Raw genomic sequence first — 16,921 nt, 5'->3', positions numbered from 1 at the left:
GGAATTAAAAGGCAAAATCCGCTTTGACTTAAGTTGGGACAGCAAAATTGGATGTAATATGCTGGCCGACAAAAGTACAATGCGGATTTTTTTAGGTTGGGGTGTTATTTAATGAACGAGGTATTCTTCTTTTAGCTCGGAAATCGTGACTTCAGAGCGTTCTTCTAGTGAGCGTCGTAAATGAACGGTTGCTGTTTTGCCATCATCATGTAGCTTATCAATCCATACAGAAACGCCATTATAGCTCACTTCATATTCCTTTGGAGAGGCAACAATTTCTTGTGCGCGTAAATAATCCAATCGAAGCCCCTCCTTATTTTTTTTGCTTGTTTTTCGTTACGGAATTAATAAGCTCCGTAAATTCTTGAGAAAATTCTTCTTTTACTTTGTTTGGTGCAATTTTTTGGTTTTTCGGCGTCTGTGGTAATGAACCTTTGTTATTGCTTTGCCCTTGCTTATTATCTCTTCCCATGTTTGGATGCTCCTTTCGCTTTAATATTTCTTAATATGGCTTCGAATTGATATTTTTATCAAGGGAAAAACTAGGGAAACATAAGAATAACATGTAGTAATGCAAAAAAATTAGTGTATATGCTTGCTTATGAAAGGTCGAGTTTAGGTAAATGATAAGAGCAATATTTATTTTTTAATTGAAAAATTATTATCTAATAGTGCCCAGTTTTGTGGGAAAGGAAAACCTAAAGCCCAATAGCTAATACCACGGAGATTATATTCCTTTGTTAGGTCGAACTTAGCTTGTGCGCTTCTTGCATCTTCAAACCATACTTCATGATTTCTTCCTTGCTTGTCAACATAGCGAAAATAAGGGGATTGTGCTGTTCTGTCATATTGGATAGTTGCTCCATATTGTTGCGCTCTTGCAACCGCTTCTTGCGGGCTAAATGTTTCTGCTTCTTGACCTTTCACGTGTGGAACGAGCCAATCACGTGCATAAATTTGGAAGCCTAAAAATATTTTATTAGCAGGCATTACTGTTAGAGCATATTCTACAACTTTCCTCATTTCATTAATTGGAGAGATTGCCTGTGGAGGTCCAAGTCGATAGCCCCATTCATAAGTCATCAGTACGACAAAATCCGCAATTCTTCCATGTGCCTCATAATCATATGCTTCATAAGTTGACCCTGCTGGAGATGGACCTGTTTTTGGAGCAAGTGCGGTCGATACTAAATATCCTTTCGGGTGAAGGCGATCAACTGCTAATTGAAGGAATTGGTTATAGTTTTCTCGATCTGCGGGTAGCACATTTTCGAAGTCTACATTTAGTACTTTATAGCCTTTATCTTCCATGACTTTTAAAATATTATCGATGACTTTTTCTGATAATTGTTCATTTGACAATATTACATGGGTTAAGTTGGATCCGGTTTCTGTTGATGTGAAGTTCGTAACGGTTAACATCGGAATAATGTTTTGAGAATTAGCAGCATCTATCATTGCTTTGTCGTTCAAAGGTTCTAATGTTCCGTCTGCGTTCATCAAATAAGCAAACGGACTAAAATAAGTAAGAAGATAGCCCACTGCATTTAGTGACTGAACAGCCTCATCAGGTGTTTGATACGTATAGGCATTTACTTCGACGGTAGGTTTCGTTCTTGGAATAACTAAGTGAGAACCGACATAAATCATATTGGGGTTTGTAATATCGTTTTCCTCTATAATGGCTTGAACGGTTGTACTATAGCTCCTAGCAATTTGAGATAAAGTCTCGCCAGCTTCCACAATATGAATGATTGGAGGAATGATTAGTTTTGTTCCTGGTGTTAAAACATCGGGATTTGTAAGATGATTTACTTGGATAATGGATTGTAGTGACACGTTATATTGTTGGGCAATGGACGACAACGTTTCGCCTTTTTTAACGGTGTGCGTTGTAAAAGAAGAAGGTATAACAAGTGATTGTCCGATCACTAATTGATCTGGGTCGGGTAAAGCATTCAATTGAATAATAGCACTCATTGGTGCAGCATAGCGGTTTGCAATTTGCCAAAGTGTTTCACCAGCGCTTACCACATGTATTAACATTCGGACTCCTCCTAAATAAGTTTTGTTAATGCATCATATGTAACCAAATATCTACCTAATGATGAAATGTAGTGTAATTTTTAATTGTTTAATCATTTCAATACTCATATTTTTTTCTTATTCGTTATACATAGTATAGAACGTGCGAATTGTATCATTTGAGAAAGGAGCTGGACGTTGAAGAAGGTAAAGCTCACAGGAAGAATTGTTAGTCCAGGTGATCCAGATTATGACGAAGCGAGAACAAATAATAATTTAAGTCTGCCGAAATTCCCGAGTAAAATTGTCTTCTGTCAAAGAACAAAAGATGTAATCAATGCTTTAAGGTGGGTCAGGGAAAATAATGAAGATTTTCGAATAAGGAGCGGGCGACATAATTATGAAAATTATTCCTTAGTCAATAACGGTCTAATTATAGATGTGAGTGAAATGAACAACATTACAGTTAATTTGGAAGATGGAACTGCTCGAATTGAGGCTGGTGCTAATCTGGGGAAGGTATACCGTGCATTATGGGAGCATGGGATGACAATCCCAGCCGGAACCGAAAGTAGTGTAGGGATTGTTGGCTTAACACTAGGTGGTGGTATTGGCATGCTATCCCGTCCTTTCGGGCTTACTTGCGATCACTTGATTGAAATTGAAATGGTCAGAGCGAGTGAACATCTAGGAGCCGAGTTGATCCAAGCAAACAGACAGACGAATAGTGATTTGTTTTGGGCTAGTTGTGGCGGCGGTGGAGGCAATTTCGGTGTTGTTACTGCCCTTACGTTCAAGCTTCAACCAATTTCAGACGTTACCCTTTTCGCCATCGTGTGGGAGTGGGATGATTTTGAGATTGCTTTTGATACTTGGCAAAAATGGGCGCCATTTACGGATGAACGCATAACTTCACAAATAGAGCTAAAATCACAGGAAGTAGGCGAAATTGTGGTGCAAGGTTTATTTGTTGGTGCGGCTTCTGAATTAAAAAAGCATTTGCGGCCTTTAAGGAAAAGTGGTTCACCTACGGAAGTGTGGATAAAAGAAGTACCGTACATTAAAGCAGTGCGATTTTTTGATGTTGCAAGTGGCAATCAACCAGCATTCCGCAAAAGATCAGGTTCCTTTATTGAAAAGCCTTTTCCGCATGTGGCAATTTCGAAAATGAAACAATTTTTAGCCGATGCCCCTAATAGAAATGCTAGCATCTGGCAACAGTCGCTAAGAGGTGCTGTAGGTCAGATTGCATCAAGCAGAACTGCCTATTATTATAGAAATGCGCTGATTACCCAAGAATATATCACTTCATGGGAAAATCATGAAGATGAAAAGAAAAATGTGCAGTGGGTTGAGGATATTAGAAGGACATTATCTCCTTTTACAATGGGGGATTATGTGAATTTTCCAGATCAATCTATTCAAAATTGGCCTACCGCCTATTATGGACGTAATTTTAGACGACTAAGAGAAGTGAAAACCAAATATGATCCTTACAATGTCTTTACATTCCCTCAAAGTATTCCAACGATTAAAAAGTGGATGTAATGCTAGAACAAATTTTTTAGAATATCGTTAGATGGAAAGTAGAGTGCATAGAAAATAAGCATTCTACTTTTTTGTTAAGTTCACTGTTATTATTTCCTTGATAATTATTGAAAGCACAGTCAAAATGGAGATATTACATATATTTCTAGAAGGGGCAAATGCGATGATGGATGTTGTTGAACGCAATAATGTGAAGATAATTGGGAAAGGGAAGCAGCCGATACTTTTTGCGCATGGATTTGGTTGCGACCAAAATATGTGGCGCTATATAACGCCAGCTTTTGAGGAGCAATATCAAATTATTTTGTTTGATTATGTTGGTTCAGGTAATTCCGATTTAAACGCTTATCAATCCGAAAAATATCAGTCTCTTCAAGGGTACAAGCAGGATGTCTTGGACATCATTGAGACTCTTGGACTGCAACAAGTCATTTTTATTGGTCATTCGATTAGTTCAATGATTGGTCTGCTTGCTTCCATTGAATGCCCTGATTATTTTGAAAAACTAATTATGATTGGACCTTCGCCACGGTATTTAAATGATGGGAATGGCTATGTTGGTGGATTTGAGCTGAGCGATATTACAGAAATATTAGATATGATGGAAATGAATTTTTCTGGCTGGGCTAGCTTTCTAGCGCCGATTGCCATGAATAATCCTGATTCCCCAAAATTAACAAATGAGCTTGAACAGACTTTTAAATCTGCTAACCCAGTTATTGCAAGGGAGTTTGCCGAAGTAACGTTCTTATCAGATCATCGAGGCGACTTAATAAAGGCTGGTGTTCCTAGTTTAATTATGCAATGTTCGGATGATAGTATAGTTCCAATTGAGGTTGGTGAATATTTGCACAACCATTTAAAAGCAAGTACGTTTCGATTAATGACTGCAAAAGGTCATTATCCTCATATTAGTCATCCTGAGGAAACGATTCAGTTAATTACACAATTTCTGTAATGGAATATGAAAGGATTATGAATAATTCATGGATAAACGATTGAACTATGCACCTTGTGGATTTATTGCCATTACGCATGATGGAATGATGATAGAGGTGAATCAGACCTTTCTGAAGTGGATGGGTTATGAACGGGTGGATTTATTACACCAGCATATTGAATTGCTAATGTCCAAGCCGAATAAGATGATTTTTCATTCTTATTTTTACCCAACTATAAATCTTAACGATCATGTAGAAGAACTGTTTATCAGTTTAAAACATCGCAATGGTACAGCTGTTCCTTTTCTATTGAATGGCAGGAAGTATTTAGTGGGAGAGACTGAATGCATTGATTGTATTTTAGTACCAATGAAAAAGCGCATTGATTATGAGTTAGAATTACGCTCAGCGAAAAAGCAACTAGAGGCTGCTTATTTAGAAAAGGATCAGGCTTTAGCTAAATTAGAGCAACTCCATTTGGAAATTGGGAAAAAACAAGATGAACTACTAAACATCAACGCCACACTAGTAGAACTTTCCGTTACTGATAAGCTAACAGGATTGAAAAACAGAAGATTTTTTCAAGAGCAGCTTGAGGAGCAGCTAGCTATATTCCACGAATCAGCAAAACCATTCTCTCTTTTAATTTTAGATATTGATCATTTTAAAAAGGTAAATGACACATTCGGACATCAAGTAGGTGATGAAGTCCTTGCCGAATTGGCACAAATTTTAAATGCCCAAGCTCGTCAAGATGATGTAGTTGCTCGTTTTGGTGGGGAGGAATTTGTCATCATTTTACCTGAAACAGATGTGAATGCTTCGAGGACTATTGCGGAGCAATTACGTCAAGCTGTTGAACAGGCACAGTGGCAAACTGGTAGCATCACGATCAGTATCGGTATTGCAATAGTAACTGAAGAGGATACCGATTTAACGATTTTGAAAAAGGCTGATAAAGCTTTGTATGTTTCGAAGGAAAATGGAAGAAATAGAGTAAGCACTTTTGAGTGCCAGACACCCAAACAATTCTGACAATTGGCTACATTTTGCTGGACTATGTAATTTGTTGTTTTCTACTGTATAATAATGAACAGTAAATAGGAAAAAGGCGGTACGAAAGACGATGAAGAGAATAGAATCTACGCAAAATGCGTTAGTGAAATATTGGAAAAAATTAGCGACTACGCGAAAAGAGCGTGAACGTTCAGGCGAGTTTTTAGTAGAAGGCTTCCATTTAGTAGAGGAAGCGTTGAAAAATAGTGGTCAAGTGTTACAGCTAATTGTGCGTGAGGGCGTTGATTTACCAATGCTATGGCCAATTGATGATGTGGCAATGGTAGAAGTGACAGCAGCTGTAGCAAAGGAATTTGCTGAGACTGAGACATCACAAGGAGTCTTTGCAGTTTGTAAGCAGATGACGGTAGAGCAAGAAGTGATGGTTTCTTGGCGCAAGGTTCTTCTAATCGATGCTGTGCAAGATCCAGGAAATATTGGAACAATGATACGAACAGCGGATGCAGCTGGTTTGGATGCGGTTATACTTGGCAAGGGCTGTGCAGATCTTTATAACCCGAAAACACTACGTTCTGCGCAAGGATCACATTTTCATATTCCAGTGATTCGTGGAGAACTAGAAGATTGGATTGATATGCTTCAGGAAAATGGTGTGCCTGTATTTGGAACAGCACTTGATGAGGATGCTGTCGTTTATAATGATATTCAGCATACGGGTGCTTTTGCTATTATGATGGGGAATGAAGGCAGTGGCATTCATCCGCAGTTATTAGCAATGACGGATCAAAATATCATTATTCCTATTTTTGGACAAGCAGAATCATTAAATGTCGCTGTTGCAACAGGTATTGTTTTATATGGACTTGTAAAATAAGTTCTGTCTTACACACATTAGACTAGTCGATATCGCCGATAAAACGCTGGCAATCGCCGATAAAACTACGGCAATTGCTCATAAAACAGCAGCAATCGCCGATAAATCAAATCATATTGCAACAAGGAACAGATGCCCCTTGCTTTGAAGCGGCGTAATAATGTATAATCACATTTAAATTGTAATTAAGTATATTGAAATGCTTTGACCGGGAAGTAGTAAAGATTGTGAATGGACGACAGGGAGCGTAAGCCAGAGATTGAGAGCCAACGCCGAACCAATGCAATTTTGAATTCAGCCTGCGAGCAGCTACCGGGACCAGCAAGTGAAAATGGCTGTAAAGGTATGCCGGCTTCAATCGAGTCGTTATGTCAATGAAGTGATTGTGCGGAGTTAATCGTGCAATAACTAGGGTGGTACCGCGAATATGTCCTCGTCCCTTTTTTGGGGGCGAGGTTTTTTTGTGCCATTTGTGCAGGCGGGCACTTATATGAACAAGGAGGTTTTACACATGGAAGAGCAATTAAAGCAATTAGAGCAAGAAGCGCTAGCAAAAATTGAAGCAGCAGCAAATTTAAAAGAATTAAATGATGTGCGTGTCGCTTATTTAGGGAAAAAGGGGCCAATCACAGATTTATTAAAAGGCATGGGGAAATTATCGGCTGAGGAACGTCCGAAAATGGGTGCTTTAGTTAACACAGTTCGTGAAAATGTCACTGCGGTGCTAGAAACAAAAGTAACTGTTTTAGAAGAAGCAGCAATTGCTGAAAAATTAGCAAGTGAGTCGATTGATGTTACATTACCTGGTCGTGATATTAAAGTAGGTAACCGTCACCCATTAACACGTGTTATCGAAGAAATTGAAGATTTATTTGTCGGTATGGGCTACGAAATTGCTGAAGGACCAGAAGTAGAAAAGGATTACTATAACTTTGAAGCTTTAAACTTACCAAAAGGTCACCCTGCTCGTGATATGCAGGACTCGTTCTATATTTCCGAGGAAATATTATTACGTACACATACATCACCGGTGCAGGCACGCACAATGGAAGCAAAAAAAGGCGAATCCATTCGTATAATTTGTCCAGGGAAGGTGTTCCGTCGTGATAATGATGACGCAACACACTCTCACCAATTCATGCAAATTGAAGGTTTAGTAATTGGCGAAAATATTCGTATGAGCGACCTTAAAGGAACGTTAGATACGTTAGCGAAAAAAATGTTCGGTGCTGATCGTGAAATTCGTTTACGCCCAAGCTTCTTCCCATTCACAGAGCCTTCTGTAGAGATGGACATTTCTTGCTTCAAATGCGGTGGCTCAGGCTGTAACGTATGTAAAGGCACAGGTTGGATTGAAATTTTAGGTGCGGGTATGGTACATCCAAATGTGCTTGAAATGGCTGGTTATGATCCGAAGAAAGTTTCTGGTTTCGCATTTGGTATTGGTGCAGAACGTATTGCTATGTTGAAATATGGTGTCGACGATATTCGTCATTTCTATACAAGTGATACACGTTTCTTATCACAATTCGAGCGAACAGAGGCGTAAGGGGGACTATAAATGTTAGTATCATTAGAATGGTTAAAAGATTATGTAAGTACACAGGACTTAGCGCCTGAAGATTTAGCAGAAAAAATTACACGCTCTGGCATAGAAGTAGACGCAGTTATTGACCGTGCTAAAGGTATGGATAAAGTCGTTGTCGGCTATGTTGTGTCAAAAGAGAAGCACCCTGAAGCCGATAAATTAAACATTTGCCAAGTAGATGTTGGGGAAGCGGAACCACAACAAATTATTTGTGGAGCGCCAAACGTAGATGCAGGTCAAAAAGTGATCGTTGCTCGTCCTGGTGCACATTTACCAGGTGGCATTAAAATTAAAAAAGCAAAACTTCGTGGGCACGAGTCGAACGGTATGATTTGTTCATTACAAGAGCTTGGTATTGAAGGTAAGTTAGTACCGAAAGCTTATGCTGAAGGCATTTATGTGTTACCAGCAGATGCAGAGGTGGGCTCTGATGCACTAGCGTTTTTAGGTCTTCGTGATACAGTGCTTGAGCTTGGCTTAACACCAAACCGCTCCGATGCACTTTCAATGTTAGGGGTAGCTTATGAGGTAGGTGCAATTCTTTCAGAAGAAGTAAAGTACCCAGAAATCGCTTATAATACATCTTCTGAAAAGGCAGTGGACTTATTAAAGCTTCAAGTGGAAGATCTACAAGCAAACCCAATGTACGTAGCAAAAGTTGTGAAAAACGTTAAAATTGCAGAATCACCAATGTGGTTGCAGCACCGCTTAATGGCAGCTGGAGTACGTCCCCACAACAATGTGGTCGATGTGACAAACTATATTTTAATGGAATATGGTCAACCACTTCATGCATTTGACTATGATAGCTTAGCAACTGGTGAAATTGTTGTTCGTAAAGCAACAGAAGGTGAAAAAATCACGACTTTAGATGACCAAGAACGTACATTAAAGGCAACTGATTTAGTGATTACGAATGGCAAAGAGCCAGTAGCGATTGCGGGTGTAATGGGTGGAGCAAATTCTGAGGTAACAGAATCTACAACAACTGTTGTTATTGAATCTGCCTATTTCGATGGCTTAACAGTGCGCCAAACTTCACGTAATCTAGGTCTTCGCTCGGATGCATCAGCTCGTTTTGAAAAAGGCGTTGATCCAAACCGAGTGCTTCCTGCAGCTGAACGAGCAGCAGCATTACTTGCTGAGTTAGCTGGTGGTGAAGTGTTAGAAGGTACTTGTATCGTAGATGAATTAGATAAAACACCAGCACGTGTTGTTGTTTCTCCAGACTTTATTAACGAGCGTCTTGGCATGAAAATCTCATTAGAAGATATGCTTTCGATTTTAGAGCGTTTGAAATTTGGTGTAGAAGCAGCGAATGGCTTATTAATTATCGATGCACCAACACGTCGTCAAGATATTAAAATTGAAGAAGATATCGTTGAAGAAATTGCACGTTTATATGGTTACGATGAAATTCCAATGACTTTACCAGAAGGTGCTAACCAAGTTGGGACATTGACAGCTTACCAAGCAAATCGTCGTATAGTGCGTAACTTTATGGAAGGTGCAGGACTTTATCAAGCTGTCACTTATTCTTTAACATCTGCCGCACTATCACAACGCTTTGCACTAAAAGCAGAGCCGGTAACGCGTTTATTAATGCCGATGAGTGAAGACCGTTCAACACTACGTCAAAGCTTAATTCCACATTTAATTGAAGCAGCAGCATATAACGTTGCGCGTAAAGCTGATAGCGTGGCATTATACGAAGTTGGTTCTGTCTTCCTAGGTCAAACGGAAGAGGGGCTACCGTTTGAAGAAGAGCATGTTGCAGCAGTTTTAACAGGTAAATGGTTAGATCATGCTTGGCAAGGCGAGAAAAAGGAAGTAGACTTCTTCGTATTAAAAGGTATTATCGAGGGCGTAATTGGTAAGCTTGGTTTAGCAGATCGCATTACCTTTGTTAAATCAGAAGTAGCTGGCTTACATCCTGGACGTACAGCTAGCATTTTATTAGATGGAGAACAAGTTGGTATTATCGGCGGTTTACATCCTGCAGAACAAAAAACATGGGGTGTAAAAGATACGTACGTAATGGAAATGAATTTAGTAGCATTACTTCATGCAAATGCAAGTGAAGCACCACTTGGTTATAAACCAGTTCCTCGTTTCCCAGCTATGTCTCGAGATATCGCACTTGTTATGGACCGTGCAACAGCAGCGGGTGAAGTAATTACCGCTATTCGTTCAGCAGGCGTGAAGCTGTTGAAGGATATTCGCGTGTTCGATGTCTACGAAGGAGAAAAAATGGAGGCAGGTAAAAAATCTGTTGCCTTCTCATTAACATACTTCGATCCAGAACGAACATTAACAGATGATGAGGTTGTTGCAGCACATAACAAAATGTTAAAAGCAATCGCCACAATTGAAGGAACAGAAGTACGTTAATTTATACTAATTTAACAAGCTGTCTCGAAGTTAGAGACAGCTAAGAGTGTCGACAAAAGGCATCCAGAGGTTCGCTCTAGATGCTTTTTGTCTTTTTTATTCTTTTGTTATTGATAGCAAGTTGATTGAAGCGGAGTGTGGCGACTCCTGCTCAGAACGTAAGAATGTTGATTGTGCTTAATTTTAATTTTTATCTTCTGGAAGAGAATGCAGTCTAGTTGATTGGAGCGAAGGGCTGGCGACTCCTACGGGAACAGCACAAAACGTAAGACGCAACAGTCCGCGCGTAAGCGAGGGTTGCGTCTTACGGTGTGCCTGCGGAAAGCGTCCAGCCCGTAGCGGAAATCAACGGCAATCGACCCATATAAATTTATTTTAACTTTCGAGCCTTTTCTGTATTCGCAAAATGCCATTTCGTGATGGAGCGCAAAAATTCCTCGCCTTGTCCACGCCAAATCCGTGCCGCTAATGCATCAACCTTGCTAGATGCTCCTTTTTGTAACTCTATGCCAGCAAACTCACTTAGTCGGTCCATTTCCTTTAAGAATGCAGCGCGTGCCAAAATCGAAGCGGTAGCGACTGAAACATGTAATTGTTCTGCTTTCGTTGAAAATAGTACGTCATCTCTAACAATTTCTCGCTCATTTTTTAAATAATTGTAATAGACTCCACGTTCTGCGAACTGATCAATTAATATATGTGCAGGCTTTTCAGGGGCCATTTTGGACAATGTATTGCCGAGCGCCTTATTATGCATCATTGCTTTCATTTTACCCTGTGAGTAACCTTTTGCTTGTAATACATTATATTTTTCATTGCGTAATACGAGTACGCTATGGATACATGCCGCACGTAAATCTGGAGCTATTTTTCGCATATAGTCATCAGTAAGCATTTTAGAATCTTTAACGCCGAGCTCATTTATTAGTTCGATTTTTGAAGAAGGTACGTAAACTGCAGCGACTGTTATAGGCCCAAAATAATCGCCTGTCCCTGTTTCATCAGAGCCTAGCACAGACATTGAAGCAAAGCCCTCAGGAAGCGTATCGCCTTTTGCGCCAACAGTTGAAGACTTTTGGGTTGTTGTTACCCCAGAGGAACCCCATCGTGCCGCTTCTCGCTCAGCACCCCCTCCTTGAAACATACATTTCCCTGATTTGTACATCGTAATAGCTGTATCAGGAAGTTTTGCGGCGAATACGACACCTGGTGCTTTTCGCTCCACATAATAACTTGCGTAATAAGACATCACCTCTTTTTGTGCATTTGTTGAAATTAAAAGTACAATATTTGACATTTAACCGTTCCTTTCTATCCTCATTGTTCACAATTTTATACCTTTCATGTTATGATAATATATAGCTTTTTTGTGTGGACGTTGCTCATTACTGTCAAAATCGTGAGCAAAATGATTTTATTGGAGGGTGCGACTATGGAAAATCAAGAAAAGAATAAAATTTCTGTGGAAATATATGGTCATACATATAAAATGGTCGGCTCCGAATCCATTGGACACATGCGACTTGTCGCTTCTATTGTTGATGACCGTATGCGCGAAATGAATTTACATAATCCCTCACTTGATAGCACAAAGCTTGCCGTCCTTACAGCTGTAAATACGGTGCACGATTATTTACTCTTAAAAGAGCAAATAGAATTACTAGAAGAAGAATTGAAAAAATTAAAGGGTTGAAGTGAATGCTAGATTTAATCATATTAGTAGTTCTATTAGTTGGACTACTAGTGGGGGCAAAACGTGGCTTCATTGTACAAATGATGCATATTGTCAGCTTTGTCGTTGCCCTAATTGTTGCGTATATTTATTATAAGCCATTAGCACAGAAATTTGTGTTTTGGGTGCCATATCCAGGTGTTACGGATTCGGGAAGCCTTGGGGTTGTCATTGACAGCTTAGATTTAGACCGCACGTTTTACCGTGTTATAGCATTTGCGGTTATTTTCTTTGCTGTGAAAATCGCATTGCAAATTGTGGCATCTATTTTTGATTTTATTGCCTATCTACCGGTGCTTAATATAGTGAACCGTTGGCTTGGTGCACTGCTTGGCATGATTGAAAATTATTTAATTTTGTTTATTGTGTTGTATGTTTTGGCATTAGTACCAATTGAATTGGTGCAGAATTTAATGTCGAAGTCGTTCTTATCAGGCCTCATTTTGGAGCATACACCGATTATTACAAAGATGTTCCAAAATTGGTGGTATATTTATCTCCATGCTTCATAAAATTTGGCGTCTACGCATGGAAAACTGAATGTGGTGTTCACTTGTTTGTCCGTAGAAATCCGCTTAAATGGCGAAGTTGCTGTTAAGAGCACAGCTATTTTGTGCGCAGAGCCGTAATGAATAGGCAATAGTAATCGATGCACTTCTCTCGGACTTGAGGGAAGTGTTTTTACGATAGGAGGAATTCTAAATGAACAAAAAAACAATTATTCGTACACTAGAGAAAATTGCATTATATATGGAGTTACAAGGTGAAAATCCGTTTAAGGTATCCGCCTTCCGAAAGGCCGCTGCAGCACTTGAAGGAGACGAACGCTCGTTAAGTGAAATGGAAGATGTAACAAAGCTTAAGGGAATCGGTAAAGGCACAGCTGCTGTTATTGAAGACCTGATTGAGACAGGAGAATCAAGTCTCTTAAAAGAATTACAAGATATCGTGCCAAAAGGCTTACTGCCACTATTGAAGTTGCCAGGTCTAGGCGGCAAAAAAATTGCCAAGCTTCACCAAGAGTTAGGCATTGACTCTGCAGAAAGCTTACAGGCTGCATGTGAGGCTGGTAAAGTGCGCGAGCTAGCGGGCTTTGCGGCGAAAACTGAAGAAAAAATTTTAAAGGAGCTTGCAAACTTTTCCAATCGTTCGGAACGTTTGCCAATTTGGCTGCTAGAGCCTGTTGTTTTACAAATTGAAGCACTTCTCGGTAGTATGGAGGAAGTGGCACGTTTCTCAGTAGCTGGAAGCTTCCGCCGTGCCTCAGAAACGAGTAAAGATATTGATTTTATCGTTGTAACTGAAGCGGTTGAGATAGTACGTGAAAAGTTATTGAGTGAACTGGCAATTCAGGAAGTCGTGGCTGCAGGTGATACAAAGATTTCAGTTATTTTAGATTTAGATGAACCGATAAGTGTTGATTTTCGATTAGTGAAGGATGTTGAGTATGCAACGGCCTTGCACCATTTTACTGGTTCAAAAGATCATAATGTTCGTATGCGTCAACTTGCAAAAGCACGTGGGGAGAAAATTAGTGAATATGGTGTAGAGCAAGCAGATGGCTCAGTATTGACATTTGAGGATGAGGCTGCATTTTTTGACCATTTTGATATGCCATTTATTCCACCTAGCTTACGAACGGGGTCGACTGAGTTTGATCGCCAAAGTGAAGTGAAGGATTTAGTAAAGCTAGAGGATATTGTGGCAGATTTGCATATGCATACGACATGGTCAGATGGTGCATACTCCGTTGCTGAAATGGGAGATGCATTAATGTCACGTAGTTATCACTATGGCGTTATTACCGATCACTCCCAGTATTTAAAAGTGGCGAATGGTTTAACACCTGCACGTTTAGAGAAGCAACGAGTAGAAATTGATGCATTTAACGAAGCACATCCAGACTTTTATTTATATGCAGGAACAGAGATGGATATTTTACCGGATGGTTCGTTAGATTTTGATGACGAAGTACTAAAAAAATTAGATTTCGTAATAGCCTCTATTCACTCGAGTTTTACACAATCGCAGGATAAAATTATGGCGCGTTTGCACACGGCAATGCAAAATCCGTATGTTCATATGATTGCCCATCCGACGGGTCGCATTATTGAGGATCGTGCTGGTTATAATCCAGATATAGCACAGCTAATTGAATGGGCGAAGGAATATGGTAAAATTTTAGAGTTAAACGCAAATCCATATCGTTTAGATTTATGTGTTGAGCACTTAGAAATGGCTGTTGCAGCAGGTGTCCCTGTAGCAATAAATACCGATGCTCATGATACCGCTCATTTACGTTTTATGGATATAGGTGTGCGCTATGCAAATAAGGCATGGCTGAAAAAAGATATGATTGTCAACACATGGACGCGTGAACAGTTTGAGGCGTTCATTCGACGAAATAAATAGGTTGAGGAGGTGTTCTCAGTGATCGCAAACCGCGCATTGAAAACACTAGAATATGATAAGGTACGTCAACAAGTGGCTACATACTGTACTTCATCAATCGGCAAATCAGCCATTGATGAGCTTGTACCACAAACAGACTATGAAAAAGTAGTTCAGTTGTTAGAAGAGATGGATGAAGGGCTATCCATTTTACGTGTAAAAGGTAATGTGCCTATGGGTGGTATTTTCGATGTTCGACCTGCTGCAAGACGTGCCCAAATCGGCGGAATGCTTTCAGCGATGGAATTAATGGAAGTATCAAGTACGATTCGAGCTAGTCGTATTCTTCGCAATTTCCTTGAGGATTTAGAGTCCGAAGAAATCATTGAAATTCCTCATTTCATTACTAAAAAAGAAATGATGCCTGTACTAACAGGATTACAGCATGAAATTAATAACTGTATTGACGATAACGGCGCTGTTTTAGATTCAGCAAGTCAAACATTGCGATCTATTCGTCAATCTCTGCGTGCTGAAGAGGCTAAAGTGCGTTCGAAACTAGAAAGCTTAACTCGAGGAAGTAATGCGTCAAAAATGCTTTCAGATGCCATTGTGACGATTCGTAACGACCGATATGTCATTCCAGTTAAACAAGAATATCGTCATCATTATGGTGGAATTGTGCATGATCAATCGTCATCTGGCCAAACATTATTTATCGAACCAGATTCAGTTGTACAAGCAAATAATGAAATACATCGACTTAAAATGAAAGAGCAAACGGAGATTGATCGTATTTTGCTTGCTTTAAGCGCCATGGTTGAGGAAGTTGCACCAGATTTATTTAACTTAGTAAAAATATTAGGTGAAATTGATGTCATTTTAGCAAAGGGTAAATACGGCCAAGCCAATAAATGCACGATGCCAAAGATGAACAAGGACGGCTATATTCGACTTGTGCGAGCGCGTCATCCACTTTTACCTATTGAAACTGCGGTTGCTAATGACATCGAATTCGGGAGAGACATTACAGCAATTGTGATTACAGGACCGAACACTGGTGGTAAGACCGTTACGTTAAAAACAGTTGGTCTTTGTACGTTAATGGCGCAGGCAGGCTTACCAGTGCCAGCATTGGATGGTTCAGAGCTAGCGGTATTTGAGCAGCTTTTTGCTGATATCGGTGATGAACAATCAATTGAGCAATCGCTTTCTACATTTTCATCTCATATGGTAAACATTGTCGACATTTTACAGCAATTCGATCACGAGTCACTCGTGTTATTTGATGAATTGGGTGCAGGAACAGATCCACAAGAAGGGGCTGCCTTAGCTATTTCAATTTTGGATGAAGTGCATGGTCGTGGCGCTCGTGTAATGGCAACAACGCACTATCCTGAATTAAAAGCATACGGCTATAATCGCCCTGGCGTTGCCAATGCAAGTGTAGAATTCGATATCGAAACATTAAGTCCGACATATCGCTTACTCATTGGTGTGCCTGGTCGTTCCAATGCCTTTGAAATTTCTAGTCGTCTTGGCTTACCGGAGTCCATTATCGATCGTGCTAAAAGCTTCACAGGTACGGACCGTCATGAGGTGGAGTCTATGATTGCTTCCTTAGAAGAAACGAGACGCCAATCAGAGGATGATGCCGAGCGCTCCCATGACTTACTATTAGAGTCTGAGGCACTTCGCAAAGAGCTACAAGACAAGCTTCAAGCATATGAAGAGCGCAAAGAGGCACTCGATAAAAAAGCGAAAGAAAAAGCACGTAAAATTGTGGATGATGCAAAAAGAGAAGCAGAAACAATTATTACCGAGCTTCGCGAAATGCGTAAAAATGCTGATCAAGTAGTGAAAGAGCATGAGCTTATTGAGGCGCGTAAACGTTTAGAAGAAGCGACACCACTTGAGCATAACAAAGTATTGAAAAAAGCAGCGCAAGTTAAGGCGCGTGCACAAAACTTGGTTGTCGGTGATGAGGTAAAGGTGTTAAGCTATGGTCAACGAGGTACTTTACTTGAAAAAGTATCTGATGCTGAATGGGTTGTACAAATGGGCATTTTAAAGATGAAAATTGCCGATACAGATATAGAATACATTAAACCTGAAAAAGAGCTTGTACAACGAGTTTCTGGTGTGAAAAATCGAGATAGCCATGTGAAATTAGAGTTAGATTTACGTGGGGAGCGCTATGAGGATGCGATCATTCGCACTGAAAAATATATAGACGATGCGCTGCTTTCAAACTATGGTCGAGTGTCGATTATTCACGGCGTTGGGACTGGGGCATTGCGTCAGGGCATACAAAGTTACCTAAAAAAACATAAACGGGTGAAATCCTTCCGTTTTGGAGAAGCAGGCGAAGGTGGATTTGGCGTTACTGTTGTGGAATTGAAATAAGCTGTAAA

General features: G+C 39.9%; 14 protein-coding genes. 10 read left to right on the top strand and 4 right to left on the bottom strand.

The window, feature by feature from the left end:
- Window positions 1–108: 108 nt before the first annotated feature.
- The 3 genes from ACQKNX_RS11790 to ACQKNX_RS11780 all read right to left on the bottom strand — a co-directional run bounded on the left by ACQKNX_RS11790 (window position 109) and on the right by ACQKNX_RS11780 (window position 2,046).
- Complete coding sequence (locus tag ACQKNX_RS11790; RefSeq protein ID WP_401008998.1) at window positions 109–300, bottom strand: small, acid-soluble spore protein, H family; 192 nt, start codon at window positions 298–300, stop codon at window positions 109–111.
- 13 nt (window positions 301–313) lie between these two features.
- Window positions 314–472 (bottom strand): YfhD family protein, encoded by a 159-nt coding sequence (locus ACQKNX_RS11785; RefSeq protein WP_172772364.1) that lies wholly within the window; start codon window positions 470–472, stop codon window positions 314–316.
- Window positions 473–639: 167 nt separating this feature from the next.
- Window positions 640–2,046: a LysM peptidoglycan-binding domain-containing protein gene (locus ACQKNX_RS11780; protein WP_427429028.1), complete on the bottom strand. Its 1,407-nt coding sequence runs from the start codon at window positions 2,044–2,046 to the stop codon at window positions 640–642.
- A gap of 177 nt (window positions 2,047–2,223) precedes the next feature.
- Here ACQKNX_RS11780 and ACQKNX_RS11775 point away from each other — a divergent pair, with 177 nt between their 5' ends.
- The 6 genes from ACQKNX_RS11775 (at window position 2,224) to pheT (ending at window position 10,384) form a co-directional block, all read left to right on the top strand.
- Window positions 2,224–3,573, top strand: a complete 1,350-nt coding sequence (locus ACQKNX_RS11775) for an FAD-binding oxidoreductase (protein WP_427429027.1) — start codon at window positions 2,224–2,226, stop codon at window positions 3,571–3,573.
- Window positions 3,574–3,736: 163 nt separating this feature from the next.
- Complete coding sequence (locus tag ACQKNX_RS11770) at window positions 3,737–4,531, top strand: alpha/beta fold hydrolase (protein ID WP_427429026.1); 795 nt, start codon at window positions 3,737–3,739, stop codon at window positions 4,529–4,531.
- A 28-nt stretch (window positions 4,532–4,559) separates the two neighbouring features.
- Window positions 4,560–5,549 carry a sensor domain-containing diguanylate cyclase gene (locus ACQKNX_RS11765; RefSeq protein WP_427429025.1) on the top strand — a complete coding sequence of 330 codons (990 nt, stop codon included), beginning with the start codon at window positions 4,560–4,562 and terminating at the stop codon, window positions 5,547–5,549.
- Window positions 5,550–5,640: 91 nt separating this feature from the next.
- Window positions 5,641–6,405: a TrmH family RNA methyltransferase gene (locus ACQKNX_RS11760; RefSeq protein ID WP_427429024.1), complete on the top strand. Its 765-nt coding sequence runs from the start codon at window positions 5,641–5,643 to the stop codon at window positions 6,403–6,405.
- Between the two features lie 511 nt (window positions 6,406–6,916).
- Window positions 6,917–7,954 carry a phenylalanine--tRNA ligase subunit alpha gene (gene pheS / locus ACQKNX_RS11755; protein ID WP_427429023.1) on the top strand — a complete coding sequence of 346 codons (1,038 nt, stop codon included), beginning with the start codon at window positions 6,917–6,919 and terminating at the stop codon, window positions 7,952–7,954.
- Window positions 7,955–7,966: 12 nt separating this feature from the next.
- Window positions 7,967–10,384 carry a phenylalanine--tRNA ligase subunit beta gene (gene pheT / locus ACQKNX_RS11750; protein ID WP_427429022.1) on the top strand — a complete coding sequence of 806 codons (2,418 nt, stop codon included), beginning with the start codon at window positions 7,967–7,969 and terminating at the stop codon, window positions 10,382–10,384.
- 370 nt (window positions 10,385–10,754) lie between these two features.
- Here pheT and rnhC read toward each other — a convergent pair whose 3' ends face one another.
- Window positions 10,755–11,681 carry a ribonuclease HIII gene (gene rnhC, locus ACQKNX_RS11745; RefSeq protein WP_427429021.1) on the bottom strand — a complete coding sequence of 309 codons (927 nt, stop codon included), beginning with the start codon at window positions 11,679–11,681 and terminating at the stop codon, window positions 10,755–10,757.
- Window positions 11,682–11,816: 135 nt separating this feature from the next.
- Between rnhC and zapA the strand changes: the two genes are divergently transcribed.
- The 4 genes from zapA (at window position 11,817) to ACQKNX_RS11725 (ending at window position 16,913) form a co-directional block, all read left to right on the top strand.
- Window positions 11,817–12,077 carry a cell division protein ZapA gene (gene zapA, locus ACQKNX_RS11740; protein WP_024363855.1) on the top strand — a complete coding sequence of 87 codons (261 nt, stop codon included), beginning with the start codon at window positions 11,817–11,819 and terminating at the stop codon, window positions 12,075–12,077.
- A 5-nt stretch (window positions 12,078–12,082) separates the two neighbouring features.
- Complete coding sequence (locus ACQKNX_RS11735) at window positions 12,083–12,628, top strand: CvpA family protein (RefSeq protein WP_427429020.1); 546 nt, start codon at window positions 12,083–12,085, stop codon at window positions 12,626–12,628.
- 190 nt (window positions 12,629–12,818) lie between these two features.
- A complete protein-coding gene (gene polX / locus ACQKNX_RS11730; RefSeq protein ID WP_427429019.1) occupies window positions 12,819–14,528 on the top strand; it encodes a DNA polymerase/3'-5' exonuclease PolX in 1,710 nt (569 codons plus the stop codon).
- Window positions 14,529–14,546: 18 nt separating this feature from the next.
- Entirely contained in the window at window positions 14,547–16,913 is a 2,367-nt protein-coding gene (locus ACQKNX_RS11725) for an endonuclease MutS2 (protein ID WP_427429018.1), read from the top strand.
- Window positions 16,914–16,921 lie beyond the last annotated feature (8 nt).

The organism is Lysinibacillus sp. NPDC093712 (assembly GCF_050280025.1).
Lineage (GTDB): Bacteria > Bacillota > Bacilli > Bacillales_A > Planococcaceae > Lysinibacillus.
This window is presented reverse-complemented; position numbering and strand designations above follow the sequence as displayed.

Bases quoted from the DNA above. Each gene is read 5' to 3' on its own strand.
- ACQKNX_RS11785 (WP_172772364.1), bottom strand. From the start codon at position 472: ATGGGAAGAGATAATAAGCAAGGGCAAAGCAATAACAAAGGTTCATTA.
- ACQKNX_RS11780 (WP_427429028.1), bottom strand. From the start codon at position 2,046: ATGTTAATACATGTGGTAAGCGCTGGTGAAACACTTTGGCAAATTGCA.
- ACQKNX_RS11770 (WP_427429026.1), top strand. From the start codon at position 3,737: ATGATGGATGTTGTTGAACGCAATAATGTGAAGATAATTGGGAAAGGG.
- ACQKNX_RS11765 (WP_427429025.1), top strand. From the start codon at position 4,560: ATGGATAAACGATTGAACTATGCACCTTGTGGATTTATTGCCATTACG.
- ACQKNX_RS11760 (WP_427429024.1), top strand. From the start codon at position 5,641: ATGAAGAGAATAGAATCTACGCAAAATGCGTTAGTGAAATATTGGAAA.
- pheS (WP_427429023.1), top strand. From the start codon at position 6,917: ATGGAAGAGCAATTAAAGCAATTAGAGCAAGAAGCGCTAGCAAAAATT.
- pheT (WP_427429022.1), top strand. From the start codon at position 7,967: ATGTTAGTATCATTAGAATGGTTAAAAGATTATGTAAGTACACAGGAC.
- rnhC (WP_427429021.1), bottom strand. From the start codon at position 11,681: ATGTCAAATATTGTACTTTTAATTTCAACAAATGCACAAAAAGAGGTG.
- zapA (WP_024363855.1), top strand. From the start codon at position 11,817: ATGGAAAATCAAGAAAAGAATAAAATTTCTGTGGAAATATATGGTCAT.
- ACQKNX_RS11735 (WP_427429020.1), top strand. From the start codon at position 12,083: ATGCTAGATTTAATCATATTAGTAGTTCTATTAGTTGGACTACTAGTG.
- polX (WP_427429019.1), top strand. From the start codon at position 12,819: ATGAACAAAAAAACAATTATTCGTACACTAGAGAAAATTGCATTATAT.